25 protein-coding genes and 1 pseudogene are annotated in these 26939 nt (G+C 71.6%); 16 read left to right on the top strand and 10 right to left on the bottom strand.

Annotation, left to right across the window (positions count from 1 at the left end):
* The coding region (locus AB4Z02_RS17410) for an LpqB family beta-propeller domain-containing protein (RefSeq protein ID WP_441972522.1) at nt 1-1859 on the top strand (1859 nt) is incomplete at its 5' end.
* 6 nt (nt 1860-1865) lie between these two features.
* Here AB4Z02_RS17410 and AB4Z02_RS17405 read toward each other — a convergent pair.
* From AB4Z02_RS17405 to AB4Z02_RS17395, 3 genes are read right to left on the bottom strand one after another with little or no spacing between them, the layout of a single operon-like run.
* The gene (locus tag AB4Z02_RS17405) at nt 1866-3038 is read right to left on the bottom strand and encodes a hypothetical protein (protein ID WP_441972520.1); all 1173 of its coding nucleotides are present in this window, start codon (nt 3036-3038) and stop codon (nt 1866-1868) included.
* A gap of 29 nt (nt 3039-3067) precedes the next feature.
* A complete protein-coding gene (locus AB4Z02_RS17400; protein ID WP_441972519.1) occupies nt 3068-4534 on the bottom strand; it encodes a hypothetical protein in 1467 nt (488 codons plus the stop codon).
* A complete protein-coding gene (locus AB4Z02_RS17395) occupies nt 4531-5991 on the bottom strand; it encodes a hypothetical protein (RefSeq protein WP_441972518.1) in 1461 nt (486 codons plus the stop codon). The genes AB4Z02_RS17400 and AB4Z02_RS17395 overlap by 4 nt, the downstream gene beginning before the upstream one ends.
* Nucleotides 5992-6192: 201 nt before the next feature.
* Here AB4Z02_RS17395 and AB4Z02_RS17390 point away from each other — a divergent pair, with 201 nt between their 5' ends.
* The 7 genes from AB4Z02_RS17390 (at nt 6193) to AB4Z02_RS17360 (ending at nt 12970) form a co-directional block, all read left to right on the top strand.
* A complete protein-coding gene (locus AB4Z02_RS17390) occupies nt 6193-6366 on the top strand; it encodes a Flp family type IVb pilin (RefSeq protein WP_441972517.1) in 174 nt (57 codons plus the stop codon).
* 112 nt (nt 6367-6478) lie between these two features.
* On the top strand, nt 6479-6667 hold the full coding sequence (locus AB4Z02_RS17385; protein ID WP_441972516.1) for a Flp family type IVb pilin: 189 nt from the start codon (nt 6479-6481) through the stop codon (nt 6665-6667).
* A gap of 28 nt (nt 6668-6695) precedes the next feature.
* Nucleotides 6696-7475 (top strand): Flp pilus assembly protein CpaB, encoded by a 780-nt coding sequence (gene cpaB / locus AB4Z02_RS17380; RefSeq protein WP_441972515.1) that lies wholly within the window; start codon nt 6696-6698, stop codon nt 7473-7475.
* 9 nt (nt 7476-7484) lie between these two features.
* A complete protein-coding gene (locus tag AB4Z02_RS17375) occupies nt 7485-8690 on the top strand; it encodes an AAA family ATPase (RefSeq protein ID WP_441972513.1) in 1206 nt (401 codons plus the stop codon).
* Entirely contained in the window at nt 8687-10063 is a 1377-nt protein-coding gene (locus tag AB4Z02_RS17370) for a CpaF family protein (protein WP_441972511.1), read from the top strand. The genes AB4Z02_RS17375 and AB4Z02_RS17370 overlap by 4 nt, the downstream gene beginning before the upstream one ends.
* Nucleotides 10063-12042: a VWA domain-containing protein gene (locus AB4Z02_RS17365; protein ID WP_441972509.1), complete on the top strand. Its 1980-nt coding sequence runs from the start codon at nt 10063-10065 to the stop codon at nt 12040-12042. The genes AB4Z02_RS17370 and AB4Z02_RS17365 overlap by 1 nt, the downstream gene beginning before the upstream one ends.
* A gap of 10 nt (nt 12043-12052) precedes the next feature.
* A complete protein-coding gene (locus AB4Z02_RS17360) occupies nt 12053-12970 on the top strand; it encodes a type II secretion system F family protein (protein ID WP_441972508.1) in 918 nt (305 codons plus the stop codon).
* 40 nt (nt 12971-13010) lie between these two features.
* On the opposite strand, the gene AB4Z02_RS17355 is transcribed toward AB4Z02_RS17360, so the two are convergent.
* Both AB4Z02_RS17355 and AB4Z02_RS17350 read right to left on the bottom strand, forming a co-directional pair.
* Nucleotides 13011-13661, bottom strand: coding sequence for a response regulator transcription factor (locus AB4Z02_RS17355; protein WP_441972506.1), 651 nt, complete (start codon nt 13659-13661; stop codon nt 13011-13013).
* Entirely contained in the window at nt 13658-15247 is a 1590-nt protein-coding gene (locus AB4Z02_RS17350) for a histidine kinase (RefSeq protein WP_441972504.1), read from the bottom strand. The genes AB4Z02_RS17355 and AB4Z02_RS17350 overlap by 4 nt, the downstream gene beginning before the upstream one ends.
* A 143-nt stretch (nt 15248-15390) precedes the next feature.
* On the opposite strand from AB4Z02_RS17350, the gene AB4Z02_RS17345 reads away from it, so the two are divergent.
* The 6 genes from AB4Z02_RS17345 (at nt 15391) to AB4Z02_RS17320 (ending at nt 20890) form a co-directional block, all read left to right on the top strand.
* Nucleotides 15391-16149, top strand: a complete 759-nt coding sequence (locus AB4Z02_RS17345) for a ComF family protein (RefSeq protein ID WP_441972502.1) — start codon at nt 15391-15393, stop codon at nt 16147-16149.
* 243 nt (nt 16150-16392) lie between these two features.
* The gene (gene hpf, locus AB4Z02_RS17340; RefSeq protein ID WP_441972501.1) at nt 16393-17043 is read left to right on the top strand and encodes a ribosome hibernation-promoting factor, HPF/YfiA family; all 651 of its coding nucleotides are present in this window, start codon (nt 16393-16395) and stop codon (nt 17041-17043) included.
* A 124-nt stretch (nt 17044-17167) separates the two neighbouring features.
* The gene (locus tag AB4Z02_RS17335) at nt 17168-17869 is read left to right on the top strand and encodes a response regulator (protein ID WP_441972499.1); all 702 of its coding nucleotides are present in this window, start codon (nt 17168-17170) and stop codon (nt 17867-17869) included.
* A complete protein-coding gene (locus AB4Z02_RS17330; protein WP_441972497.1) occupies nt 17866-19086 on the top strand; it encodes a winged helix-turn-helix domain-containing protein in 1221 nt (406 codons plus the stop codon). Before AB4Z02_RS17335 ends, AB4Z02_RS17330 begins: the two co-directional genes overlap by 4 nt.
* Nucleotides 19087-19265: 179 nt before the next feature.
* Nucleotides 19266-20540, top strand: coding sequence for an MFS transporter (locus tag AB4Z02_RS17325; RefSeq protein ID WP_441972495.1), 1275 nt, complete (start codon nt 19266-19268; stop codon nt 20538-20540).
* A gap of 62 nt (nt 20541-20602) precedes the next feature.
* The gene (locus tag AB4Z02_RS17320) at nt 20603-20890 is read left to right on the top strand and encodes a GNAT family N-acetyltransferase (protein ID WP_441972493.1); all 288 of its coding nucleotides are present in this window, start codon (nt 20603-20605) and stop codon (nt 20888-20890) included.
* A gap of 2 nt (nt 20891-20892) precedes the next feature.
* On the opposite strand, the gene AB4Z02_RS17315 is transcribed toward AB4Z02_RS17320, so the two are convergent.
* The 3 genes from AB4Z02_RS17315 to AB4Z02_RS17305 are packed head-to-tail and all read right to left on the bottom strand — an operon-like array spanning nt 20893 to nt 22791.
* The gene (locus AB4Z02_RS17315; protein ID WP_441972491.1) at nt 20893-21915 is read right to left on the bottom strand and encodes a hypothetical protein; all 1023 of its coding nucleotides are present in this window, start codon (nt 21913-21915) and stop codon (nt 20893-20895) included.
* A gap of 1 nt (nt 21916) precedes the next feature.
* Complete coding sequence (locus tag AB4Z02_RS17310; protein ID WP_441972490.1) at nt 21917-22567, bottom strand: cytochrome b N-terminal domain-containing protein; 651 nt, start codon at nt 22565-22567, stop codon at nt 21917-21919.
* Nucleotides 22564-22791, bottom strand: coding sequence for a hypothetical protein (locus tag AB4Z02_RS17305; protein ID WP_441972488.1), 228 nt, complete (start codon nt 22789-22791; stop codon nt 22564-22566). The genes AB4Z02_RS17310 and AB4Z02_RS17305 overlap by 4 nt, the downstream gene beginning before the upstream one ends.
* 234 nt (nt 22792-23025) lie before the next feature.
* Between AB4Z02_RS17305 and secA the strand changes: the two are divergent.
* Together secA and AB4Z02_RS17295 are read left to right on the top strand one after the other, a co-directional pair.
* A pseudogene (gene secA, locus AB4Z02_RS17300) lies at nt 23026-25528 on the top strand (preprotein translocase subunit SecA); the annotation flags it as partial.
* Nucleotides 25529-25572: 44 nt separating this feature from the next.
* Nucleotides 25573-25977, top strand: coding sequence for an SEC-C metal-binding domain-containing protein (locus AB4Z02_RS17295; protein WP_441972523.1), 405 nt, complete (start codon nt 25573-25575; stop codon nt 25975-25977).
* 107 nt (nt 25978-26084) lie between these two features.
* Here the strand turns inward: AB4Z02_RS17295 and AB4Z02_RS17290 are convergent, their stop codons facing one another.
* Nucleotides 26085-26657, bottom strand: coding sequence for an Rv3235 family protein (locus AB4Z02_RS17290; RefSeq protein ID WP_441972486.1), 573 nt, complete (start codon nt 26655-26657; stop codon nt 26085-26087).
* A partial coding sequence (locus AB4Z02_RS17285) for a LysM peptidoglycan-binding domain-containing protein (RefSeq protein WP_441972485.1) occupies nt 26654-26939 on the bottom strand: 286 nt, incomplete at its 5' end. The genes AB4Z02_RS17290 and AB4Z02_RS17285, both read right to left, overlap by 4 nt.

Genomic DNA, 26939 nt, shown 5'->3' with positions numbered 1-26939 from the left:
GAGGGACCCGGCCGGTCCGCCCCGCCGCCTGGGGTGGTGCCGACCGCGACCGCTCCCGAGCAGGCGCCCACCGCGCCCGGGAGCCCTGGGTGAGGGCGCGGTACGCCGTCGCCGCGGCGGGCTGCGTCGCGACCCTGCTCTGCGCCTGCGGCGGGGGGCTTTCCACCCGCGCGCCGATCCAGCCCGGCCTCGACGTGGGGTCGGTGCAGGAGAACGAGGTCCGCGTCGAGGCCAACCCCATCGCGGCGGGCTCCTCGCCCGAGCAGGTCGTGAGCGGCTTCATCCGCGCCGCGGCGGCCAGTGACGACCAGTACCAGGTGGCGCGGTCCTACCTGACCAGCGGGCCGGCGGCTGGGTGGCGGCCCGACACCTCGGTCGTCATCTTCTCCAACGACTCCGAGCTGCGGGTGAACCAAACCGGCGCCGGCACCGTCACCGCGACCGCCACCGCGACGGCCCGCGTGGACGGCAACGGCCGCTACCAGGAGCTGCCTGCCGACTCGACCGACGAGGTGACCTTCAGGCTGGAGCGCAGCTCGGGGGAGTGGCGCATCACCGGGCTGCCAGACCAGTTCGGCACCTGGCTGAGCGAGTCCGACTTCGACCGGCTCTACGACCCCTACCGCATCTACTTCCTCTCCACGACGCAGCGGCGCCTCGTGCCGGACGTCCGGTGGTTCCCCCTCGGCAGTGGCCTGGCCACGCGCTTGGCCAGGTCGCTCATCGCCGGCGTCCCCGACTACCTGCGCGGGGCGGTGCGCAGCGACGTGCCCACCGGCACCCGCCTGGCCGTCGACTCGGTGACCATCGACTCCGGCACCGCGACCGTCGACCTCACGGCGACGCGCCTGGCGACCGAGCCAGCCCAACGGCAGAACCTCGCCGCCCAGTTCCTCGCCACGGTCACCCAGGCGCCGGGGGTGAGCCAGGTGGCCCTGCAGCTCGAGGGCGCCGACCTGCAGGTGCCCGGGACGGACAGCGCCCTGCGCTCACTGTCGGTCCTGGGGTTCACCACGCCGAGCGACCCGGCCGTGAAACCGTTGCTGCGCATAGGGTCCACGCTGGTCCCCGTCGACCCCGACGAGGTCGGCGACCCGGGGGAGCGACCCCCACCGCCCACCACCGCCGCCCTCCCCTCCCTGCAGCCGGGCTGGACGTATCCGGCCCTGTCGGTCGACGGCAAGGAGGTCGCCGCCGTGAGCGGTGACCGCGGCCAGCTCGCCCGCTGGCGCGGGAAGACCCAGGTGCAGCTGCTGACGTTCGGGTCGCTGCTGACCCGCCCCACCTACGACCCGGACGGGCTCCTCTGGGTGGCAGGGCGTGACAAGGGCGCCACGCGCGTGTGGGTCCTCGACACCCGCAGCGACCCGACCACCACCGGCAAGGCAGCGCTGCAGTCCGTGTCGGTGGCATGGCTGGCCGACCGTCGCGTCGTGAGCCTGCGGGTCTCGCCCGACGGCCAACGTGTCGCCGTCGTCAGCACCGACGCCGGAGGCAACGCACCCCGTCTGGATGTTGCCGGGGTGGTCAGGGGCAGCAACGACGTGCCGTTGAGCCTGGCGCCGCCACTGAGCCTCGCGCCGACGCTGACCCTGGTGCGCGACGTCGTCTGGGTCGACGACGCGACGCTCGTGGCGTTGGGCCGCAAAAACTCTGGCCAGGTCATCCGGCCGTGGACGGTCCCGCTCGGCGGCCAGGTCGCCGCCGGCCCCGAGATCGCCGGCGCCCGCACCATCACGACCATCAACGGCGAGCGCGGGCTCATCGTCACCACGGACACCGGACAGGTGCTCATCCGGGCCGGCAGCCGGTGGCAGCCCGTGGGCGAGGGCAGCGACCTTCTCGTCGCAGGCCGCTAGGGACCGTCAGGGAAAGCCCCACCCGCCGGTGGGTCCGGCGTAGACGAGGATCTTGTCCACCCAGACGAACTGGGCCGCGAGGCCGAGGAGGCACGCAGCGGCGACGACCACGTGCTGGAGGCGGCGGGTCGGCGCCGACTCCGAGTCCGGCATCAGCACCAGGCCCAGCGGGAAGGCCAGGAGCAGGTAGCGCAGGATGCTGGTCGAGGCACTGGTCGTCAGCACCACGAAGCCGACCAACGAGGCCGTCCACGCCCACAGCTCGGGGCCCCAGCGCCGTACGGGTCTGGACAGGAGGGCGAGTGCCAAGAGGGCCAGGAGGAGTCCCGCCGCAAGCCACGCGGTCACTCCCGCATCGGTCAGGGCCGCGGCCCAGGGAGGCCGAAGTGCCGACCCGGTGAAGCCCGGCCACGCCTGGATCGTCGTGAAGTAGGCGTCCGGGTGCCCGCTCAGCAGTCCGGCCAGCGCCGGCCACAACCCCGTGGCGCCGACGACTGCTGCGGCGAGCACCGCCAGACGAACGCGGGGGGTGCCGGAGCCGGTGCCACGACGATCCTCGTGCTCGCGAACGAGCCAGTGGACCAGCACGACGGGTAGGAGCACCAGTGCGATGTTGCGCGTCAGGCCCAGGAGGAGCACGGGCACGATGGCCCACCCGTAGCGACGCTCGGTGAGCAGCAGCAGCGCCACCGCCACCAGCAGGAGCGCCAGGCTCTCGGTGTAGGCGGTCTGGAGGATCGGCGACGACACGAAGCAGCAGAGCAGGAGGACCGCCCCCGTCGCGCGTCTGGTGTCGAGGCGCCGCTCCACCAGCCGGAACACCACGAGGACCGCTGCGGCGCCGAGCAGCAGGCTGAGGGTCGGGGCGACCACCTCGAACCCGAGACCCGTGACGGCCATCCCCGCCCTGACCAGCGTGGGGTAGAGGGGGAAGAACGCCAACGATGACTGCACCGCGTGACCGCTGGTGTCGACGACCGTGCTGGGGTAGCCGTGCAGGACGATGTCCCAGTACCACTGCCCGTCCCACGAGGTGACGACCGAGCCGTAGTGCGCGGGCAGCCGCGCTGTCACGGCGGAGTGGTAGCCGGGCAGGTCCTCCATCCGTACCGCCCGCCGCGGCGCAGCCACGAGGATGAACACCGTCGTCACGACGCGGCTCAGCAGGTAGACGGCCAACGGGACCGCGTAGTGGCCCGCAGCCCTCCTCACCGATCACCCGGGGCGAGGAGGAGGAAGTCGTGGGTCGCAGCGACCCGGTGCCATCCCAGCCTGTGCTCCAGGGCGTCACCGAGCGCTGAGTCCCGCGCGACCAGGGCGACATCGGGGTGGACGCGCGCGACGAAGTCCTGCCAGCCCGGTTCGACACGCAGCGTGGAGGTGTAGTCGGCGAGGTAGGCGTGGTCGTAGATCTCGCCGCGCAGGTCGGCCACGGGTGTGAGGTCGGGGTGCGCCCACAGCAGCCACCCCGAGACCCCGAAGTCGTCGAGGACGACGCTGTGCCGGGGCAGCCCAGCCAGCGCCGTGTCGATGGGCGCCATGCCGGTGGGGTACGCCGCCGCCTTGCCGCCCAACCCGGCGCTCGCGAGGGCCCCCACGACGAGGGCGCCGGCGCAGAACGCCACGAGCCCCCGCCGTTCGGTGCGGGTCCAACCCTCGCGACGGGCGGTCAGACCTGACTGGAGCGCCGCGGCAACCAGGGGCGTGGCGGCGATGCTGCCCAACGGCACGAGCCGCCACATCCACAGGGTGCAGAAGGCGGCAAACGCGAGGAGGGCCAGCTCCCACAGCCGGGGCCGTCGACAGCCCCGCGACCAGGCGACCACGCAGATCAGCAGCTGCACCAGGGCAGCCCACGCGAAGACGTTGTTGAGGGGAGTGGCCCGCCACTCGTCGGCGATGGTGCTGGCGTTGCCCGCCACCTGGAACGGCGTGAGCAGCAGGCGGGGACCGAGCGGCGTCAGCGCGACCGCGGCCAGGCAGGCGAGCCACAGTGCCGCGAGCCGCAGCGTCTCGCGGCGCGTCGGCCGGGTCCGGGGGTCGACGACGGCGGCTGCGAGCAGCAGGACGCCGAGGGCCAGCCCGAACGTCCAGAGCCCGTGGCAGCACGCCCACACCCAGAAGACCGGGACCAGCCACCAGCGCGGCCGGCCGTCGCGCAACATCGACAGGCAGGCGTGCAGGGTCACCGCGAACAGGACGAAGCTGACGAGCTGGGGCCTCGGGTTGAGGCCGCCGCCGGCCCCAACCAGCGTCAGGCCGGCGGCAACGGCCGCAGGTAGCCGCCCCGAGTACCGGCGGGCCACGACGAAGACCAGTGCGGCCAGTGCCAGGACCGACGCGGCGCGCAGCCAGAGGACCGCGCCCATGCCGCCCACGGAGTACGCAGCGGACGCGACCATCTCGGGCAGCCACTGCGTCGCGGTGTAGTCGCGGTCGGCGAAGCCGGCTGAGGGGTCGGGAGCCACGAGGTCGAAGGCCTGCCGCAGGCGGTCGCCGGTGCGCAGGTGCCACCACACGTCGGGCTCGGCGAAGGTCGACAGGCCCTTGACCAGGGCGAGGGTGAGCACGAGCCCCACGGCGGTGCGGCTGACCATCGGCGGAGTGTTGCGGTCGGCCGGGCGGGTTGCAGCCCCGACCTCGGACTCGGTCGCCGGCGTGGTCACCGGGCTCACCGGGGGGCCTCCAGGAGGACGTGGCCCTGGTCGCGGGCGAGCTCGCGCCAGCGGTCCTGCTCGACGAGTGCGGCGCGGACGGGGGAGTCGGACGGCACGAGGGCGACCGTGACGCCCCGGTCGCGCACGTAGGCGTCCCAGCCGGGGTCCGCGGACATGGCACCGATGAAGTCCTCCACCTGGTGCGCGGTGTAGGACTCGACGCGCAGGTCGTAGACGGGGCGCAGCTGCGGTGCGGCATACATGAGCCACCCGCTGGTGTCACCGTCGACGAGGACCCTGGTGTCCGCGGGGAGCGCGGTGAGACGGGAGGTGAGGCCGAGGGGGACCCGGACCGGGGTGTTGGCACGGGCCGCCGCCACGGGTGCCGCGACGGCGACGCCGACAAGGGTGGCAGCGGCCCACGACGCCGTCGTCCGGCTGAGCACGCGCCCCTGCCTGGGGAGCGCGTCGCGGGGGGCTCCCTCACGGCTGCGCAGCGCCGCCTCGGCGGCGGTGGCGGTCAAGGGGACGGCGACGAAGGCCGCGACCGCCACGGTGCGTTCCATGGTCAGGGCCAGCGCGCAGCCCACGACCACCAGCACCACGTGCCAGCCGGGCATCCGACGCCCTAGCGCGACCCAGCAGAGCCACGCCCCCGCGAGCAGCGCCAGTGCTGCGAGCACGTGCGGCGACCGTACCGAGGACGGCATCCACTCCTGCACGAACTGGCGCCCCTGGCCACTGACCGCGAACGGCGTCAGCAGCAGCCGGGGTCCGATGGGCGTCAGCGCAGCGGCGGCGGCGCAGGCCGCGAGCAGGCCGACGAGCCGCAGTGCCACCCGTCGTCCGACGCCGCCGGACACGATGACGCAGAGCGCGACGATGCCACCGATCGCGGCCCCGGTGGCCCAGATGCCGTGGACGCAGGCGGCGAGCCAGGTCACCGGCACGAGCCACCAGCGGGCCCGGTGGTCCTGCGCCGTGCGCCACCAGGCGGCCAGCACGGGGACGAGCAGCACGAAGCCGGCCAGCTGCGGCCGCTCCGTCAGGGAGGGCCAGGCGGCGAAGACCGCCACCGCGGTCGTGGCGGCAGCCACCCAGGGGCGGGCCAGGGTGTGCGCCCAGAGCAGCAGCGCCAGGGCGAGCACGCCGATGGCGGCAGCGCGCTCCCACGCCACCAAGGGGGCGCCGAGGTGCGGGTAGAGCCAGGCCGTCACCACCGACGGCAGCCACTGCGTCGGGACGTAGGCGTGCGAGGCCAGCGGCGCCCAAGGGTCCGGGAGGGCGAAGCGCCCACCGTCGGCGAGGAACGCACCGACCCTGAGGTGCAGCCACGGGCTGGGGTCACTCACCGGGCGGACCAACAAGGCCGGCAGCGTCGCCAGCAGGAGGGCCGGCAGGAGGAGGCTCAGGCGGGTGGCTGCCGCGCCGGGCGCCCGGGCGCGCAGGCGCGCGCGCAAGGGGGCGGACGTCATACCCCAAGTCTCTCCCGTCACTGCTGCCCCATGGCGGTTGCCACACCACATCGGCCGTTCGGACGACCTTCAGGGTACGAAGGGCCCACGGCATCGTGCCGGGATGGCCGATTCGCGGAGGGTGCCTCGACTGACAACCTTCTGCGTGCCGGGGCAAGTCCGCCCCGGCAGCCCGTTGGTCTTGAAAGGACACCCAGCAACATGACCAAGTACATCGCCAAGTTCCAGTCCCACCTCGCCACCCGCGAGAAGGGTGCCACCGCGGTGGAGTACGGCCTCATGGTCGCCCTCATCGCCATCGTCATCATCGGTGCCGTCTCCCTGCTCGGTACCCGCCTGAACGGCCTCTTCAGCACCGTGGCAACCAGCGTCTGATCGAACTAGGACAACGGGCTCTCAGCCCGTTGATCGAGGAGGCACAGTGAACGCACTCAAGGCCTGTAGAAGGGCATCCGTTCGATGCCGCGCTCAGGGGGTGGGCGCGTTCATGGCGGCCTCAGTCAGCGAGCTGGACCGCGGTCGTCCCGGCCTACGTCGGGACGACCGCGGGGCCACTGCCGTCGAGTACGCGCTGATGGTGAGCCTCATCGCACTGGTGATCATCGGCGCCGTCACTCTTTTCGGGACGAACGTCGTCACGCTGTACCACGTGCCCGCCAGCGTCTTCCACCCGTAACCGCTCGAACACCGAGGACTGAACACCTATGGGACGCAGAATCGTCGCCATCTTTGCCGCTGTCGCCGTCGCCCTGGTGGGTGTCGCGGCAGTGCTGCTGTATGCGCGCGGAGCCGACGCCCGCGCCGTGGCGTCGCAGCAGCCCACCAACGTCTACGTGGTCCAGTCGGTCGTCCCCGCGGGCACGACGCTGAAGGATGCCGTCCAGAACGGCCTCATCATCAAGACCTCCGTCGCGGCGAAGGGTGTGCCCGCCGGGGCGCTGTCCGCGGTCGACGGAAGCAACGGCGGTCTCTACGCCACCACCGACATCCAACCGGGCGAGTACGTCCTGGCCGCCCGCTTCGGCACCAAACCGGTGGGCGAGAAGGCCATCGAGGTGCCGGCCGGCATGGTCGCTGTCTCGCTGACCCTGCCGGATCCGGCACGCGTCGGCACGTTCGTGACTCCTGGCTCGAAGGTCGTCCTCTTCGACACCTACACGCCTGTTGCAGGTTCTGCCTCCTCATCCAAGAGCACCGGGAGCGCCGCCGCCGTTGGCCTGAGCACTCGTGTCCTGCTCGACGACGTTTTGGTCATCGCCATGGGCGAGGCCTCCTTGACCCCGGCCCAGACGACCACCGCCGATGGTGAGCCTGCTCCCGCACCAGTGCGCGGAGCCTTGATGACCGTGGCGCTGTCGCCGGCCGACGCTGCCCGTCTCATCCACGGGATCCAGACCGGGTCGCTGTACGCCGCACTGCGTGGCACTGATGCCAAGATCGACCTGGGCAAGGTTGTCTCCGAAGCATCACTCTTCTCCAAGTAGGAGTACGTCATGACCCTGTTGTGGGATGCGGACCCCGCGGCCACCGACCGCTACGACTTCGCCGTCGGACAGGTGACCCGGGTGGACACCCAGGCCGCCATGGTGCGGGCCCTCGAGGACGCGCCCGACGAACAGCTCGTCCTCATCGGCCCGGACGTCGACATGGAGGGTGCCTGCCAGTTCAGCGAGTTCTGCCGGGTCGAGCGCCCCAACCTCGGGGTGCTCCTCCTGCGTCGGCGCCTGGACGTCAACGTCCTCGGCCAGGCGCTGCGCTCCGGCGTGCGAGAGGTGATCACGGCCGACGACCTCACCGGTCTCGCCGACGCGGCGCGCCGCAGCCGTGAGCTCTCCTCCCGGGTCGCCGGGCACGCCGGAGACACCGCGGGCAGCACGCGCTCGGCCCGCGTCGTCACGATCTTCTCCGCCAAGGGCGGCGTCGGGAAGACGACCTTTGCCACCAACCTCAGCACCTACCTCGCCTCCACCGGCTCCAAGGTGCTGCTCATCGACCTCGACCTGGCGTTCGGCGACGTGGGCATCAGCCTGCAGATGCTGCCGCAGAACTCGATCATCGACCTGGTCGGCATGGCCGGCCACATCGACGAGCAGGCCATCAAGTCGGTCGTCACCAAGCACGACAGCGGCCTCGACACCATCAGCGCCCCTGCCGAGCCCAGCGACGCCGACCGCATCCCCGGGTCGATCGTGGGCGAACTCATCCGCGTGGCCAAGCGCCACTACGACTACGTGCTGCTCGACACCCCGCCGGCCTTCACCTCCCACGTGCTCGCGGGCTTCGACGACAGCGACCTGCTGGTGCTCATCGCCACGCTCGACATCCCCGCGGTGAAGAACCTCCGCCTCACCCTCGACACGCTCGACCTGCTCGGCAACCCCAAGGACACCCGCCTCATCGTCCTCAACCGCTCCGACGCCAAGGTCGGCCTGCGGGCCGAGGACGTCGTCGCGGCGCTCAAGCAAGACATCGCGATCATGGTGCCCAACAGCACAGCGGTCCCGGCCTCGGTCAACCGCGGTGTGCCGATCATCCTCGACGAGCCGAAGCATCCCGTCAGCGTTGCCCTGCGTGAGCTGGCCGAGAAGTTCGTCCGTACGCCCGAGCCCAGCATTCAGGCCAACGGCGCCCAGAAGTCCTCGGAGGCCGGCAGCGGTCGCGCGAGCCGCTGGTCGCTCTCCCGAGGAGGAAACCGATGAGTCTCGCCGAGCGCCTCGAGAGCGTCCGCCGCAGCCAGCAGGCCGCCAACGACGCCGCCAGCAACACCCCGGCGCCGTCGGCGCACGAGCGCCAGCGCGTCGTCGACCCCTTCGCCGCAGTCAAGGCGAGCGTGCACCAGGCGTTGCTCGACTCCCTCGGCCCACAGCTCTACGATCCCCACCTCGACCAGTCCGAGCTCGAGGCCAAGGTGCGGCACACGCTGCAGGAGGTCATCGACCACGAGGAGACCCCGCTGTCCCTCGCTGACCGCACCCGGATCTCCCAGGAGGTGGCCGACGAGATCCTCGGCCACGGCCCGCTCGAGCCGCTGCTTCGCGACTCGGAGATCTCCGAGATCATGGTCAACGGCCCGGACTCCATCTACGTCGAGCGCGCCGGCAAGCTCTACCCCGTCGAGGCGCGGTTCAGCTCCGACGCGCACTTGCGTCGCACCATCGACAAGATCGTGGGCCGCGTCGGTCGCCGCGTCGACGAGGCCAGCCCGCTGGTCGACGCCCGCCTCCCCGATGGCTCGCGTGTCAATGCCGTCATCCCCCCGATCGCCCTCGACGGCTCCTTGCTCACCATCCGCAAGTTCGCCACCGACCCGTTCACCGACAAGGACCTCATCGCCTTCGGCACGTTCACGCCGCAGGTCCGTGACTTCCTGTCGGCCTGCGTCCGCGGCCGCCGCAACATCGTCATCTCCGGTGGTACCGGCTCGGGAAAGACCACGTTGCTCAACGTGGTGTCCTCCTTCATCCCCGACGACGAGCGCATCGTCACCATCGAGGACGCAGCCGAGCTCCAGCTCCACCAGGACCACGTGCTGCGCCTGGAGTCCCGCCCGTCCAACATCGAGGGTCGGGGCTCCATCCCGATCCGCGAGCTGGTCAAGAACTCCCTGCGTATGCGCCCCGACCGGATCGTCGTCGGTGAGTGCCGTGACGGCGCCGCCCTCGACATGCTGCAGGCCATGAACACCGGTCACGACGGCTCGCTGACCACGGTCCACGCCAACACCCCGCGTGACAGCTTGTCGCGTCTGGAGACCATGGTGCTCATGGCCGGTGTCGACCTCCCCGTCCGCGCGATCCGCGAGCAGGTCGCCGGCGCCGTCGACATGGTCATCCAGCAGGCCCGCCTCAAGGACGGCTCGCGCCGCGTCACCGCCATCAGCGAGGTCGTCGGCATGGAGAGCGACGTCATCACCATGCAGGACCTGTTCACCTTCGACTACAGCGCCGGGCGCGACGAGCAGGGCCGTTTCAGGGGCACCCTGAAGAGCACCGGCCTGCGCCCGAAGTTCGCCGCCGAGCTGCACGACCAGGGGATCGAGCTGGCCCCCGACATCTTCGTCCGGGGGATTTGATGCGCTTCTCCCTCCCGCGCAGGCTCGGCGTCGTCCTGGCGCTGGCCTCCGTGGCGCTGCTCGCGGGGGTCTCCTCCGCCGGCGCAGCCCAGGCCCCGAGCGTGAACATCACGGGCATCGAGGCCAAGAACGGCAACCTCATCGGCCTCATCTCCGCCAGCGGTGGCACCGACATCAACCCGGCCCTCACGGTCACCGTTGCCGGCAAGGACCACCCCGTCGACGCCATCACGTCGGGCCAGGGTTCACCGGTCACCCGGACCGCAGTGATCGTCGTCGACACCAGCGGCTCCATGGGTGAGCCCGGCATGGCCACCGTGCGCACAGCCGTCGCCGCGTTCCTCAAGAGCGTGCCCGACGACGTCCGCGTGGGCGTGGTCTCGTTCTCCGGCAAGGCCGTCACCAACCTCGTGCCGACCGCCGACCACGGCAAGGTGCAGTCGGCGGTCAACGAGCTGAAGTCCAGTGGCGAGACGGCCCTCTACGACGGCATCCAGCTCGCCGTGCGCACCCTCGGCACCAAGGGGGAGCGCAGCATCCTGGTCTTGTCCGACGGCGGCGACACCGCGAGCCGCACCTCGCAGGCAGCCGCCACGGCGGCCCTCAAGGCCGGTGGCGTCCGCGCCGAGGCCGTCTCCTTCAAGTCCAACGAGGGCAACGTCGCGGTGCTCAAGGGCTTCGCGTCGGCCGGGGGCGGGTCGGTGGTCTCCGCCGCCAACGCCGGCGCGGTCGCCAGCGCCTTCACCAGCGCCGCGCAGACCCTCGCCTCCCAGCTCACCTTCTCCATGCCGCTGCCCCCGGGCGTGACCGCCGTCCAGAACATCAAGGTCTCAGGCCAGGCTGGGGGCGCCAAGTTCTCCACCACCGCATTGGTCGACTTCGGCGACGGCGTGGCCGTCCCGACACCCACCTCGACCGCCGCCGCCAGGACGCCGATCACCGGACCCACCGAGGACGTCGTCAAGGCGAGCTCGCCGGGGTCGAAGCTGCTCGGCCTGTCGCCCATGGTGCTGCTCGCCGTCGGTGCGGTCTTCCTGGCGCTGGTGCTCTTCGGGCTCGCCCTGTCCAGCTCGTCCTTCAAGTCCGGGCGCCAGACCCGCGTCGAGAACATCGACCGCTACGTCGCCCCCGGTGCCGCCACCCCGACGAAGAAGGACCGCCAGCGCGCCGTCTCGGAGAACCTCGTCTTCTTCGGCGACAAGGTGATGGAGGGTCGCGAGTCGACCGGCAAGACCATGGCGCTCATCGAGCGCGCCGACCTCCCCCTGCGGCCCGGCGAGTGGTGGGTCCTACGGATCGTGGCCGTCGTCGTCGGCATCGCCGTCTCCATGACGCTCATGCGGGGTGGGGTCGTCATGACCCTCGTCGCGGCCCTCCTCGGCGTCGTGCTCGGCCTGCTCGCCCCGGCGTTCGTGCTGCGGTTCCTCGCCAAGCGCCGCGCCAAGAAGTTCGACCACCAGCTCCCCGACGTGCTCACCCTCGTCGCCAGCAGCCTCAGCACCGGCTTCTCCCTCCCGCAGGCCCTCGACGCCGTCGCCAAGGACGCCGCCGACCCCGCGGCCAAGGAGTTCTCCCGGGCGCTGGCCGAGACCCGCATCGGCGCAGACATCCCCGACGCCCTCGAGCGGATGGCCGACCGGATGGACAGCGGCAACATGCGCTGGACCGCCATGGCGATCCGTATCCAGCGCGAGGTCGGCGGCAACCTGGCCGAGACCATGCGCACCACCGCCAAGACGCTGCGCGAGCGCGAGGAGCTCGGCCGCCACGTGCGCGCGCTGTCCGCGGAGGGGCGGCTCTCCGCCTACATCCTCATCGGCCTGCCGATCGGCATCTTCTTCTACACGATGCAGACCAACCGGGAGTACGTCGAGTTGCTCTGGACGAGGCCCCTTGGCCTCATAATGATGGCGGCCGGGCTGGTGTCCCTCGGCATCGGTGTGTTCTGGATGCGCAAAGTCGTGGATGTGAAGGTCTGAGATGGGAACCATGTTGCTGATCGTCGGCCTCGTCGCCATCGCCGGAGCGCTCGTCACCATCGTCATCGCCGCGTCCTCGGGGGCCGGCCAGACCACCGGTGTCGCCCGGTCGCTCGAGCTCATCGAGAAGACCATCGACCGCCGTGAGGTGGGCAAGTCCGACCTGCCCGCCATGGAGCGGCTCGTCGCCCCCGTGCTCGCCAGGACCCGGTCCATCGCCGCCAAACTCTCGCCCACCGGCACCCAGGAAGGCCTGACGCGCCGCCTGGACCTCGCGGGCAACCCGGGCACCTGGACGGCAGAACGGATCATGGGTGGCAAGGGCGCAGGCCTGCTCGTCGGCGCGCTACTCGGCCTGACGTTCGGCGGGTTCACCCCCAAGGGGCTGCTCATCGCCCTCGCTGCCGCGGCTGTCGGTTTCTACCTTCCCGACCTGCTGCTCATGAACGCCGGCCAGAAGCGCCAGGAGGAGCTGCGCCTCGGCCTGGCCGATGCCCTCGACATGCTGACCGTCTGTGTCGAAGCCGGCCAAGGGTTCGACGCCGCGCTGATGCAGGTCGCCAAGGCAACCTCTGGCCCCATCGCGGGGGAGTTCGCCCGCGTCTTGTCCGAGATCCAGATCGGCAAGTCCAGGGGCGAGGCCTTCAGCTCGCTCGCCACTCGAACGACGGTCGCGGAGGCAAAGACCTTTGTGAGCGCCTTGGTCCAGGCGGACCGTCTCGGGCTGCCGATCGGCAGCGTGCTGCGTGAGCAGTCCACCCAGATGCGCCTCGTGCGTCGTCAGCGCGCCGAGGAGAAGGCGCAAAAGGTGCCCGTCAAGATCCTGTTCCCGATGCTGCTGTGCATCTTTCCGGCCCTCTTCATCGTCATCATCGGCCCGGGGGCCATCCGCATCGTCGACACCTTCAGCGGCGGCGGCGGCCTCTGACGTCAGCGTCGCCGAGCCCCGGGGCGCCAACCAAGGGGGTTCAGCGGCGGGCGTGGCCCACGGACTCGGAGCGGACCAGGCCGAGGCGCAGCGCGGCCATGACCGCGGACGCCCGGTTGTGGGCCCCGAGCTTCTCGTAGACCTTCGAGACGTGGGTCTTGACCGTCGATTCGCTCATGTAAAGGCGCTTGGCCACCGCGGCGATCGAGTCGCCGGCAACGAGTCGGTCGAGCACCTCGGCCTCGCGCGGCGTCAGCTTGGGCTTGTCGTTGGAGTCGCGGCGGCGCAGAGCCTCGGCGAGCCCGGTGGCCATGAAGGCGTCCGGGGCCACGGCGGCGCGACGGACCGCGGCGATGACCTCGTCCGACGGCGCTGACTTCAGCACCAGCGCGGAGGCACCCAGGTCGAGAGCCTCCAGCAGGGTCTCGTCGTCGTTGTGCATGGTCAGCACGACGATGCCGAGCCGAGGGGAGGCTTCGCGGGCCGCCCGGGCGAGCACCAGCCCCGACCCGTCGGGCATCGAGACGTCGACCACGAGCACGTGGATGAGGCTGTGGGCGAGGACGGTGCGCCCTTCGGCGATGCCCCCGGCCTGGCCGACGACCGCGAGGTCGGGCTCGCTGTCGATCATCCGGCACACGGCCTCGCGGACAAGGGTGTGATCGTCGATCACCACGACGTTGATGGTCATGACGGCTGGGGGATCCTTTCGTTGGAGAGCGTGGCCGACGGTGCGGCCCCGCGGCCACGCATGCGCATGCGGACCGCGACACCGTCGCCGGCATACGGCTCGACCGAGATCTCGCCGCCGAGGGTGGTCAGGGGGTGGTCGGCGAAGTCGCGCGGGCCGAGCGAGCTGGTGCCGTTGTGGGCGACCCAGAGCTCGACGCGCGGGGCCGCGACGTTGAGGCGGACCTCGACGGTCTCGGCGTTGAGGGAGTGCCGCGCGTCGGCGAGCACCTGGAGGAAGAGGCGGTAGATGAGGACCTCGGTGTGCGCAGGCAGGCGGAACCCGGTCTCGCTGAGGTGCATCCGGGTGGTCACTCCGGACGTCGAGCCGAAGTTCTGCAGGCGGGCACCGATGAGGGCGCCGAGCCCGGTGTCGGGGCGCACGGCAATGCGGAGGTCGGCGATGTGCAGCCGCAGGTCTGCCAGCACGCGGGAGACCTCCACGCGGAGCCCGTCGAGCTCCTCGGCGAGGGGGGAGCCGGTGTCACGGGCCCTGCGGCGCAGCGAGTCGATGCCGAAGCCGAGCGCCACCATCTCCTGGGCGATCCCGTCGTGCATCTCGCGGGCCAGCCGCTCGCGTTCCTCGAGGCCTGCTCGTTCGCGCAGCCCGGCGAACAGCACCGACAGGTCGATGTTGGCGGCATGGCGCGAGGCAACCTCGGAGGCTGCCACGAGGTCGTCCTCGGTGAAGGGCGTCACCAGCGGCCGGTCGGCCACCAGGAGGCCCAGGCGGTCGCCATGGTCGTCATGGAGGGGCACGACGATGACCGAGCGGGCGACGAGGTCGTCCGCCCACTCGCACAGCGTCGGGACGCCCTCGTGCCACGTCCGGGCGAGGATCGAGTCGGGCTCCATGGGGTCGGGCCACGGCGTGCGGTCGGCTCCACGGATGGCCAGCGGCACCGCCGGGTCGTCGCCGTACCCGACGAGGATGGCGCTCCGTGCCGCCCGCATCTGGGCGGCGAGGTCCTGAAGGGCCATCTCGGCCGAGCCGGGGGCGTCGAAACCCGTGTCGAGGGTCTCGGCGAGCTCGTGGAGGCGACGCAGCAGCAGCCCGGCCTCGGCGGCGATGTTGGGGTCGACGACCGGCTCGTCGGCCTCCATCCGGTGCGACCACGCGCCGAGCAGCCCGAAGACCAGGGCGAGCAGCGAGGCCAGGGCGATCTGCTGGCCCTCGCCCTCGGAGAGGTGGCGCAGCCACGCGGACGTGAGGAGACCGGTGACCAGGCCGACCGCGAAGACGGTGAGCGCGCCACGACGGGCAAAGCGCATTCCGGCGTGGAACGCCGGGATGAGGATCAGCATCTTGGACCACGCAGGCGCATAGCCCATGGCCACGCCGGCGGTGGCTGCGGCGACGCAGTACAGGGCGAACAGCTGCATCCGCCCGATCGCGTTGCCGCTCTGGCTGAGGTACTGGAAACCTGAGGCCGCGAGGTCGAGGGTGACGACCAGCAGGATCCAGGGCAGGCCCGGCAGCAGCGAGCCGTCGAGGGCAGCGAGGAGGGCGGCGAGCACGGCGATGCCGAGGCGAAGTCGCGTCGCCACGGACAGTCGGGGAAGCCACCGCATACAGCCCTCCCGTCTCACGACCTCAGCAGTTGTCCACAGAGCGAGGCTCAGACTAGTCGTGTCCTCAGGTTTACGTCGGCTGAAACAGCACCAACACTCCGTGAGCACACACTCCTGCCGTGACCTTCGCTCGCTCGTCGTTGGGTGCGCTGGCCGATCTGGCGCTCCCGGTGACGTGCGCCTCGTGCCGGGCCCTCGGCGCTGCACTGTGCCCCGACTGCACCTCCGGGCTCTGGTCGCAGGTGTGGGAGCGTCCCCGTCCGGTGCGCCCGCGGCCCTGCCCGCCGCGGCTTCCGCCTGTGTGGGCCGCCGGGGCGTTTGCAGGGGAGCTCGCCGCCGTCGTGGCCGCCTACAAGGACGACGGGCGCCGCGACCTCGCCCCGGTGCTCGCGGGCCTGCTGGCGGGTGCGGTCGACGCCGCGGTGGGTGGCGCGCCGGAGCTGAGGCGGGCGCTGTGCGCGCGCGACGGTCCGGTACTCGTCGTCCCCGTACCGTCCTCGCCTGCAGCACGCCGGCGCCGCGGCGACTTCCCGCTGGGGCAGCTGGCGGCCCTCGCGTGCCACGGCTTCGGGTCGGGGGAGGTGGTCGTGGCCGACGCGCTGCGGCTGCGCCGCCGGGTCGCCGACCAGGCCGGCCTCGGCGCCCGCGAGCGCCAGGTCAACCTCGAGCACGCCCTGCAGGTGCGAGGCAGGTGGCAGCCGGTCGTCGACCGCGCGAGCTGCGTCCTCGTCGACGACGTCCTCACCACCGGGGCCACCCTCGTCGAGGCCGCGCGGGCGCTGCGTGCCGGCGGGGCGAGGACCGTCGTGGCGGCCACGGCGTGCGCCACCGAGCGTCGCGCCGGCGCTCTCGGTCAGCGTCCAGCCGACTCCCGGTAAACGTTGGGTCAGGCGCGGTGTCGCATCCGTCGGACGTGGACTACCGTCGGTACATGGCCCCCCTGGCCCCCGTGCGTGACGCGAGAACAGGGCGCCTCGGACGCGGTCCGACGGGCGCCCTGGGCCGGGGAGCGGAGCCGGTCCAGCCTTCTCGTCCCCCATCGGGGCGGAGGTGGTGCCGCGGTTGACCCAGGGCGTGCCGCCCCCGTCTCGCACCACCCACCGCAACCATGGAGGAAAACCGTGGAGATTGTCGTCACCGGACGCCACATGCAGGTCTCAGACCGATTCCGTGACCACCTCGACGAAAAGCTGGCGAAGGTTCCCCAGCTCGCGCCGCGCGTGCAACGCGTCGACGTCGTGGTGAGTCACGAGCCCAACAAGCGGCAGGCCAAGTCCTGCGAGCGGGTCGAGATCACCTGTCACGTGAAGGGTCCCATCGTGCGGGCCGAGGCCTGCCTGGACGACAAGTACGCGGCGCTCGACGTAGCGATGGACAAGCTGATGGAGCGGCTGCGACGGGCTCAGGACCGCAAGCGCGTCCACCGTGGCCGGCACGCTCCCGAGTCGGTGGCGGAGGCCACGGCCCGCATCCAGGGCCTCGAAGCCCTGGCCGCGTCCGAGGACCACTCGCACGACGAGGCTGCCGAGGCCGAGCCCTTCGGTGCCCAGGGCAACAGCCCCGTCGAGATCCGCGAGAAGGTCCACGCCACCGTGCCCATGGCGCTCGACCAGGCCGTCGCCGAGATGGAGCTCGTCGGCCACGACTTCTACCTCTACCACGACGAGGACACCGGTCAGCCGAGCGTGGTCTACCGGCGCCGGGGCTGGTCCTACGGCGTGATCCACCTCGACGTCAGCCATGGGGGAGAGGTCGCCCAGAAGGTCTCCTGACACCTACGACCGTGCACCATGCAGGGCGGCGATGCCGCCGATCCCGCCGCCGAACCCCGGACGCCGTCCCAGATGCCGCGTTCGGGGTTCGGCGGCGGTCGGCCTGTTCTGACAGGATGGGCGCGTGAGCAGCGGGGATGTGCACCAGGGGCCGACGACCGACCCCATCCGGGTCGTCATCGCGGACGACCATGTCCTCTACCGTCGCGGCCTGCAGATGGTCGTCTCGCAGGACGACGACATCGACATCGTCGGCGAGGCCGGTGACGGCAAGGAAGCGGTCGACCGCGTCGTGGAGCTGCTGCCCGACGTGGTGCTGATGGACGTGCGCATGCCGCACACCTCCGGCATCGAGGCCTGCAAGACCCTCAAGGCGCTCGTGCCCTCCACCAAGATCATCATGCTCACGATGTCCGACGAGGAGTCCGACCTCTACGAGGCGGTCAAGGCCGGCGCCAACGGCTACCTCCTCAAGGACGTGCCCGGCGAGGAGATCGCCGCGGGAGTGCGCGCCGTCCACCACGGCGACTCACTCATCTCCCCGTCCATGGCCTCCAAGCTGCTGGCCGAGTTCGCCCAGATGAGCCGCCGGCAGGGTGAGCGCCCCAGCGCCGTCGGTGCGCCCCGGCTCACCGACCGCGAGCTCGAGGTGCTGCGCCTGGTCGCGCGTGGACTCGCCAACAAGGAGATCGCCCACCAGCTGTTCATCTCCGAGAACACCGTCAAGAACCACGTCCGCAACATCCTCGAGAAGCTCCAGCTCCACTCGCGCATGGAGGCGGCGATGTACGCGGTGCGGGAGAACCTGCTCGAACCCGGCGAATGAGCGCGGGCGCCGCCATCCCGCCGACCCTTCCGGCGCCGCTGCGGCTGACCAAGGCCCAGGCGCGACGAATCGCCTTGGCAGCACAGGGTTTCCTCGACCGCAGACCTGCGCCCGGGGAGGCGACGACTCGCCACCTGCAGCGTGTCATCGACCGGGTGCAGGTGGTCCAGATCGACAGCGTCAACGTCGTGACCCGCAGCCACTACCTGCCCTTCTTCTCGCGGCTCGGTCCCTACGACACCGCACTGCTCGACCGGGCGCGTGACCGTGCACCGCGGCGCCTCGTCGAGTACTGGGCCCACGAGGCGAGCCTGGTGCCGCCCACGACGTGGCCGCTGCTCGACTTCCGGATGCAGCGCGCCCTCAGCGACGCGTGGGGTGGGATGCAGCGGGTCGCCCACGACCACCCGGGCCTGGTGTCGGCCGTCAAGGCCGAGGTGGTGGCCGGCGGACCGATGACCTCACGGCAGGTGGAGGCTTCGCTGGAGCACGACCTGCCCCGGGAGCGCGAGCACTGGGGCTGGAACTGGTCGCTGGTCAAGAACGCCCTGGAGCACCTGTTCTGGTCGGGACAGATCACCTCGGCGGGGCGGACCAGCCAGTTCGAGCGCCGCTACGCAGCCCTGGAGCGCGTCCTCCCGCGGGCGGTCGTGGAGCAGGCGGCCGATCCCGCGCGCAGGCCCTCGCACGAGGAGGCGTTCCGGGAGCTGGTGCTGATCGCGGCCCGGGCGCACGGCGTCGGCACCGAGCAGTGCCTGCGCGACTACTTCCGGCTCAAGCCCGAGCAGGCGCGCCCGGCCATCGCCTCTCTCGTCGCCGAGGGTCAGCTGGTGCCCGTGACCATCGAGGGGTGGAAGCGGGCCGCCTACCTTCACCCGGAGGCGCGGCGCCCACGACGCGTGCAGGCGCAGGCCCTGCTGAGCCCGTTCGACTCGCTCATCTGGCAGCGGGAGCGGACCGCTGCCCTGTTCGGTTTCGACTTCCGGCTCGAGATCTACGTGCCGGCGCCCCAGCGCGTGCACGGCTACTACGTCCTGCCGTTCCTCTTCGGTGACACGCTGGTGGCCCGTTGTGACCTCAAGGCAGACCGCGCGGCGGGTGTCCTGCGCGTGCACGCCGTGCACTGGGAGCCGGGAGCCCCGGTCGAGGCGCGACCTGCGCTCGACGCCGAGCTCGCGCTGCTCGCCGGGTGGCTCGGGCTCCGCACCGTGGGCTGAGCCGGCGGGACGCCGTGCGAACGACCAGGCTGTGGCGGGATCCTGTCGAAGGATGACGAGATCGTGCTGGTCGGACGACGCGTTGGCACATAACCTTCGGGGGTGACGATCCTGCCACGGACCGGTCGCCGGCCCCCACCGGTACCCCGCGCGTCCACCGGGCCTGGTGGGTCACCGCCGTGGTGCTCGCCGCCCTCGTGGCCGCGGCCGGCTTCCGCTCCTCGACCGGCGCGCTGCTCGAGCCGCTCGAGGGCGAGTTCGGGTGGTCCCGGGCCACCACCTCCGGCGCGGTGACCGCCAACCTCGTCGTCTACGGGCTCACGGCGCCCTTCGCCGCCGCGCTGATGGAACGGTTCGGTATCCGGCGCGTGGTCACCGGGGCCCTGCTGCTCGTCGCGGTCGGCAGCGGCCTCACCGTCGTGATGACCGCCGCGTGGCAGCTGTGGGTGCTGTGGGGCCTGGCCGTCGGCATCGGCACCGGCGCGATGGCGCTGGTGCTCGGAGCGGTCGTGGCCAACCGGTGGTTCGTCGAGTCGCGCCGGGGCCTGGTCACCGGTGTCTTCTCCGCGGCGGGGGCGGCCGGCCAGCTCGTGTTCCTCCCCGGCATCGCCGCGCTCGCCACCGGACCGGGGTGGCGGTGGGCGGCGGTGGTCGTGACCGCGGCGGCGCTGCTCCTCGTGCCCCTGGTCGCGCTCGTGGTGCGCGACCGCCCGGCCGACCTCGGGTTGCGGCCCTACGGCGCCGAACCGGGGGAGGCGCTCGACGAGCAGCTGGCCCCGCCCGGTACCTCCGCGGACGGTCCCGCTCGCACGGCCCTGCGCACGCTGCGGGAGAGCGCCCGGTCACGGACGTTCTGGATCCTCGTAGGGACGTTCTGGGTGTGCGGGTGGTCGACCAACGGCCTCATCGGCACCCACTTCATCCCCGCCGCCCACGACCACGGGATGCCGGAGACGACGGCGGCCGGTCTGCTCGCCCTGGTCGGCGTGTTCGACCTGGTCGGGACCATCGCCTCGGGCTGGCTCACCGACCGGGTCGACCCGCGGATGCTGCTGTTCGGCTACTACGCGCTGCGAGGGCTGTCGCTGCTGTTCGTGCCGGCGCTGCTCGGTCCCGAGATCGCCCCGAACCTGTTCCTCTTCATCGTCTTCTACGGCCTGGACTGGGTGGCGACCGTGCCCCCGACCATCGCGCTGTGCCGGCGACACTTCGGCGTCGCGCGGTCGGGGATGGTGTTCGGCTGGGTCTTCGCCGCCCACATGGTCGGAGCCGGTGTCGCCGCCTCCTACGCCGGCTGGGTCCGGCAGGGGACGGGCGACTACTTCACGGCGTGGCTGACGGCGGGCGGGTTGTGCCTCTTCGCTGCGATGGCGTGCCTGGCCGTCTCGGCGTCGCCCGAGCATGGTCAGTGGAACGCCGAGGGGGAGCAGGCGGAGGTCGCGGCCGTCACCTGACCGTCCGGACGGCTCGCGTCCGACCGGCCGGTGCGGTTGACAGCCGTGCTTCCCTGTGGGGCATGAGCGACGTGGAGGTGCGGCCCAACCCAGACGAGCAGCGGTACGAGGCGTGGGTGGACGGAGAGCTCGCGGGCTTCGCTGCCTACCGGATCTCGCGCGGCCACCTCGTGCTCACGCACACCGAGGTCGATGACGCCTACGAGGGCAAGGGCGTCGGGAGCGCCCTGGCCCGCGGGACCCTCGACGACATCCGGGCGCGGGGCGAGCACGACGTGGTGGCGCTGTGCCCGTTCATGTCGGCGTGGATCGACCAGCACCCCGACTACCAGGACCTGGTCGCCCCCTGACCTCAGCGGCCGGGCTCGTCCCCTGTCTTGGGGGCGGGACGGTCGCGACGGACCGGCGGGTGCTCGCGGTACCAGTCCCGCCAGATGAGGCGGTGCACCGGGACGAGCCGCGGGACGTCACGCAGCCCAGGGATCAGCGGCAGGAACATCAGGCCCAGCGTCAGCACCATCATCAGGCCCCAGACCTGCGCGTCGGCGTTGTCCGAGGTCGAGAACGGCGCGACCTGGTACCAGAACGTGTAGAGCCACATCCACGGCTGGCCGGGGTAGTTGCCCGTCTCGTTCATCATTCCCCACTGGTCGCCGCCGAGCTGCTGGGCGCGGGCGGTGTCCTCGAGGTAGGCGCCGTCGCTGAGCAGGAGGATCGTGCGCGTCTGGTCACCGCCGTAGAAGTTGCCCGACGCGGCGAGCTGGCCCTCCAGGCCGCCGCTGCGCGCGACCGCCAGGAACGACTGCGCCAGCACCGGGACCGGGCCGTAGCTGCCGGAGGCGACGGCTGCGGGGTTGCCGTCGGGTGCCTTGGCCAGCGCGTCGCCGTACGCCGTGGCCCACGCCGTGCGCGTGCCGGCCGGGGCGCTCCGCCAGGCGGCCAGCGCCGCCTTCGTCGGCGCGTCGGCGGCGGCCCGCGTCAGCGGGTCGAGCACCAGTGCGGCGGAGTCCACCGGGATGCGCACCCCGCCCCACTTCTGCAGGGGGATGCCCAGGACCTTCTGGCCCTCGGAGGCAGTGTTGTACGGCGCGCCGTAGGTGGCGCTCACGCTGGTGCCGGCCAGCTCGGAGGTCGCCGTCGCCACGACGTCGGCCGGTGCCGCCTGCGCCCAGCCCGACATCGTGATCGACCGCTCGTCGGGGGAGGAGAACACGGCGGCGAGGGCGGCGGTGAGCAGGGCCACGACGGCCAGCGCGACGACGAACTCCTTGACGAGGTCGTACGGCCGTGTGGCGAACGAGTGCGAGTCGGGGGTCCGCGTCGCAACGGGGTGGGGGCGGGCCTGCCGGGGCCTCGTCGGAGTGTGCGTGGCCACCTCACTCACCGTCCCTCGCGTCGATGGGCGGCACGACGCCGTGGCGGCGGACCAGCACGACGTGCAGCACCGTGATGAGGCCGATCGCGAGGGGCAGCAGGACGACGTGCCACAGGAGCATCTGCCCGGGGTTGAGCACGTTGAACCAGGCGCCCACGCCGATCGCGTTGATGCCGTCCTTGGCCTCGGCGCTGATCCACTGGGAGTCGAAGTTGGACTGCGACAGGTACCCGGTGAAGGCGGTGCCGATGGAGGTCACGAAGGCGGTGACGCCGGTGACCCAGGTCAGCAGGCGCCCGCCCCGCCAGGCGGCCATCCAGAACTTGCCCCACAGGTGGATGACCATGAAGCCGAAGAACAGCTCGACGCTCCACAGGTGCAGCGAGTTGACGAAGTGGCCCAGCGACGACACGTGCCACCACGCGGCTCCGCCGACGGCCAGGACGCAGCCGGTCGCCACCACGACGACCAGCGAGGCCACCGTCAGCACCCCGAACACGTAGATCCACGACGACACGAAGACGGGCTGGCGGTCGGGCAGGGCCTGGCCAGGTGGCACCGTGCGTTCGATGCGCTCGCGCAGGGCGCGGGTCCAGCTGTCCGCAGGTCGGCGGGCAGTCTCTCGCCGGGCTGCGGCGCCGGCGCCGCTCACAGCCGGTCCCCGGAGTCGTCCCGGGCCCAGGCAGAGCGCCCGAAGGGGACCACCAGGGCGATGACGAACACCACGACCATCGCCAGGATGATCAGCAGGTTGGCCAGCTCGATGCGGAACCAACCCCAGTGGACGACGTGCGGCGACGCCGCCATGACTGCTGCTGCACGGACCATCTCGACCTCGGCTCGTCCGCGGGCGGTGGGCTGCCGCCCTCGTGCCATGGTCGACCGGGTACCCCTCCCCGCACAGGGCCCAAGGTCCTCCCCGGCGCGCTCGGCACGTCGCGGAACCTGCTCGGGGGGCGACGCGTTCGCCGACCGGGGACCATTCACCACCCCGGGGCGTCCACAAGCGCGCACCGACTCGACTAGCCTAGGTCGGGCCGTTGCCACCCGGACGTCCACGGCTGCGATCTTCCGGGCGTAGCAGGAGATCAGAACTTCAGGAGATATTGCGTGTCCAAGATCGTCGAACGACTGCTGCGCGCCGGTGAAGGCCGCATCGTCAAGAAGCTCCATGGCATCGCCGCGCAGGTCAACTCCATCGAGGAGGACCTCGCGGGCCTCACCGACGCCGAGCTGCGCGCCGAGACCGATGTGTTCCGCAAGCGCCTCGCCGACGGCGAGACCCTGGACGACATCCTGCCCGAGGCCTTCGCGGCGGTCCGGGAGGCGTCCAAGCGCACCCTGGGCAAGCGCCACTTCGACGTCCAGCTCATGGGTGGGGCGGCCCTGCACCTGGGCAACGTCGCCGAGATGAAGACCGGTGAGGGCAAGACCCTGGTCGCGACCCTGCCGTCCTACCTCAACGCGCTCGAGGGCAAGGGCGTGCACGTCGTCACGGTCAACGACTACCTCGCCGAGTACCAGTCCGAGCTCATGGGCCGCGTGCACCGCATGCTCGGCCTCGAGACCGGGGTCATCCTCGCGTCGATGACGCCCGCCGAGCGCCGCGTCGAGTACGCCAAGGACATCACCTACGGCACCAACAACGAGTTCGGCTTCGACTACCTGCGCGACAACATGGCGTGGTCCATGGACGAGCTGGTGCAGCGCGGCCACAACTTCGCCATCGTCGACGAGGTCGACTCGATCCTCATCGACGAGGCCCGCACCCCGCTGATCATCAGCGGCCCGGCCGACGCCGCCACCAAGTGGTACGTCGAGTTCTCCAAGATCGCCCAGCGCCTGACCCGCGGCGAGCTCGAGTCCGGCGAGGGCGACTACGAGGTCGACGAGAAGAAGAAGACCGTCGGCGTCCTCGAGGCCGGCATCGCCAAGGTCGAGGACTACCTCGGCATCGACAACCTCTACGAGTCCGTCAACACCCCGCTCATCGGCTACCTCAACAACGCCATCAAGGCGAAGGAGCTGTTCAAGCGGGACAAGGACTACGTCAACATGAACGGCGAGATCCTCATCGTCGACGAGCACACCGGCCGCATGCTCGCCGGGCGCCGCTACAACGAGGGGATGCACCAGGCGATCGAGGCGAAGGAGGGCGTCGAGATCCAGAACGAGAACCAGACGCTCGCCACGATCACCCTGCAGAACTACTTCCGCATGTACGACAAGCTCTCCGGCATGACGGGCACGGCCCAGACCGAGGCCGCCGAGCTCAACTCGATCTACAAGCTCGGCGTCGTCCCGATCCCGACGAACCGGCCGATGATCCGCAAGGACCAGCCCGACCTCGTCTACCGGACGGAGGAGGCCAAGTACACCGCCGTCGTCGACGACCTCGTCGAGCGCTACGAGCAGGGGCAGCCCGTCCTCGTCGGCACCGTCTCGGTCGAGAAGAGCGAGTACCTGTCCGACCAGCTGCGCCGCCGCGGCGTCCCGCACGAGGTCCTCAACGCCAAGCAGCACGAGCGTGAGGCGGCCATCGTCGCCCAGGCCGGCCGCAAGGGCGCCGTGACCGTCGCGACCAACATGGCCGGACGCGGTACCGACATCATGCTCGGCGGCAACCCCGAGTTCATGGCCGTCGCCACCCTCAAGCAGCAGGGCCTCGACCCGGAGGAGACCCCGGAGGAGTACGAGGCAGCCTGGGACGAGGCGCTGGCCAAGGCCGAGGCCGCGGTCCAGACCGAGCACGACGAGGTCAGCGGCCTCGGCGGGCTCTACGTCCTCGGCACCGAGCGCCACGAGTCGCGGCGCATCGACAACCAGCTGCGTGGACGCTCCGGCCGCCAGGGCGACCCCGGCGAGTCCCGGTTCTACCTCTCGCTGCAGGACGACCTCATGCGCCTGTTCAACGCGGCGATGGTCGACCGGTTCATGACCACGGCCAAGATGGAGGACGACGTCCCGATCGAGTCCAAGATGGTCAGCCGCTCCATCCAGAGCGCGCAGGGCCAGGTCGAGGGCCGCAACTACGAGATCCGCAAGAACGTCCTCAAGTACGACGACGTCCTCAACCGCCAGCGCACCGTCATCTACGACGAGCGTCGCCGCGTGCTCGAGGGTGAGGACCTGCACGAGCAGATCCGCCACTTCATCAACGACGTCGTCGGCGGCTACGTCGACGCCGAGACGGCCGAGGGCTTCGCCGACGACTGGGACCTCGACCGCCTCTGGACCGCGCTGAAGACGCTGTACCCGGTGTCGATCACCCCGGACCAGCTCATCGAGTCGGTCGGTGGCCGCGAGGCCCTGACCGCAGACGTGCTGCGCGAGCAGATCACCTCCGACGCCCACCACGCCTACGACGCCCGCGAGGAGCAGCTCGGCGAGGAGGTCATGCGTGAGGTCGAACGGCGCGTGGTCCTGTCCGTGCTCGACCGCAAGTGGCGCGAGCACCTCTACGAGATGGACTACCTCCAGGAGGGCATCGGCCTGCGCGCGATGGCCCAGCGCGACCCGCTCGTGGAGTACCAGCGCGAGGGCTTCCAGCTCTTCGAGGCGATGAACGAGTCCATCAAGGAGGAGTCGGTCGGCTACCTGTTCAACGTGCAGGTCGACGTCGACCAGCCGCAGGAGCAGGCGCCGGCGGTCCAGCCGATGAGCGTCTCCGACATGCTCGCCGGGGCCAACCTGGGCGGGGACGGCGACCACGCCGGTCACGACCACGCCGGTCACGACGACCACGACGACCACGACCACCCCGGGCACGAGCACGAGCACGGGGAGCCGGTTCCCGCCGAGGTCGGCGCGCCGGCCGCGGGCGAGCCGCAGTCCTCGGGCGAGCGCACGCCGGCGTTCCGGGCCAAGGGCCTCGAGCAGCCCGTGCGCCGTACCAGCGAGCTCCAGTACTCGGCACCGGGCGAGACCGGCGAGGTCGAGCAGCGGGGCGGTTCGGTCGACGACCAGCTCACCCCCGAGCAGCTCGAGGGCGCCTCGCGCAACGGTCCGTGCCCCTGCGGCTCGGGCAAGAAGTTCAAGATGTGCCACGGCGCGAAGGACTGACCGCGGTTCCACGAGCCGCCGGGCGCTGACCGCGCGGCAAGCGCCACGCCCCAGCATGACGGCGCCGCACCCACCAGGGTGCGGCGCCGTCCGCGTCCGTCTCCGGGTCACCCCACCTGGAGCGCCTCGACCCGCCACCGGCCGTCGAGGCCCACCAGCCGCAGGGCGAGCGCCCGGACCCGGCCGCCGTCGACCACGACTGCGCTCACCTCGGCGACGCCGTCCGCGGGTTCGCACACCCGCAGGCTCCGCACGACCGTACGCCGCGTCGGCGGCATGCCGCGGCGGGCCGAGACCGCCGCCCGCCGCGCCACGACGGCGTAGACCTCGGGCGTGGTCCACCGCAGCACCTGGGGCGCGGGGCGCACGCCGCCCATCACCTCGACGAGGGCCTGGGCGAGGTGGCCCGCCCACTCGCGCGGGTCGGGGAGGTCGTCGCGCCGGGTGGGCTGCTCGCCGAAGATCTCCGCATCGCTGCGCAGGCTGAAGTCCACGGCGAGGGCGTCCTGCACGTAGCGCGGGCCACGGGTCACCGGAGTGCGCCAGTCGTCGTCGGTCTCCGCGATGACCGGTGGCCGGTGGCGAGGGGTCGGCAGGATCCGCAGGGGCGCCAGGGCCGAGGGTGCCGGCGCGGCAGCACCCGCGTTCGGTCGCTGCCCTTGTCGGGCCACGGCGCTCACCGGGCGCTCACCGTCGCCGCAGGAGCGCGCAGCTGCTGGCCGGGCACCAGCAGGTCGGGGTCGTCCCCGATGACCGAGCGGTTCGCCTCGTGCCAGGCAGGCCACGCCGCGGCGACCTCGGCGTCGGATGCCTCGGGCCCGAGCTGGCGCGCCACGATGCTCCACAGCGTGTCGCCGCGGTGGACGACCACCTCGTCGGCGGTGGCGCGGGCACCCGGGCGCAGCCCGAGCACCTCGACCGGCGCCTGCGGGCGCTGCACCGGGCGCGTCGGGGTCCAGCCC

The sequence above is a fragment of the Pedococcus sp. 2YAF34 genome (assembly GCF_052114585.1).
Classification (GTDB): Bacteria; Actinomycetota; Actinomycetes; order Actinomycetales; family Dermatophilaceae; genus Pedococcus.
The sequence above is the reverse complement of the archived record's forward strand: the minus strand, read 5'-3'. Positions and strand labels throughout refer to the sequence as shown.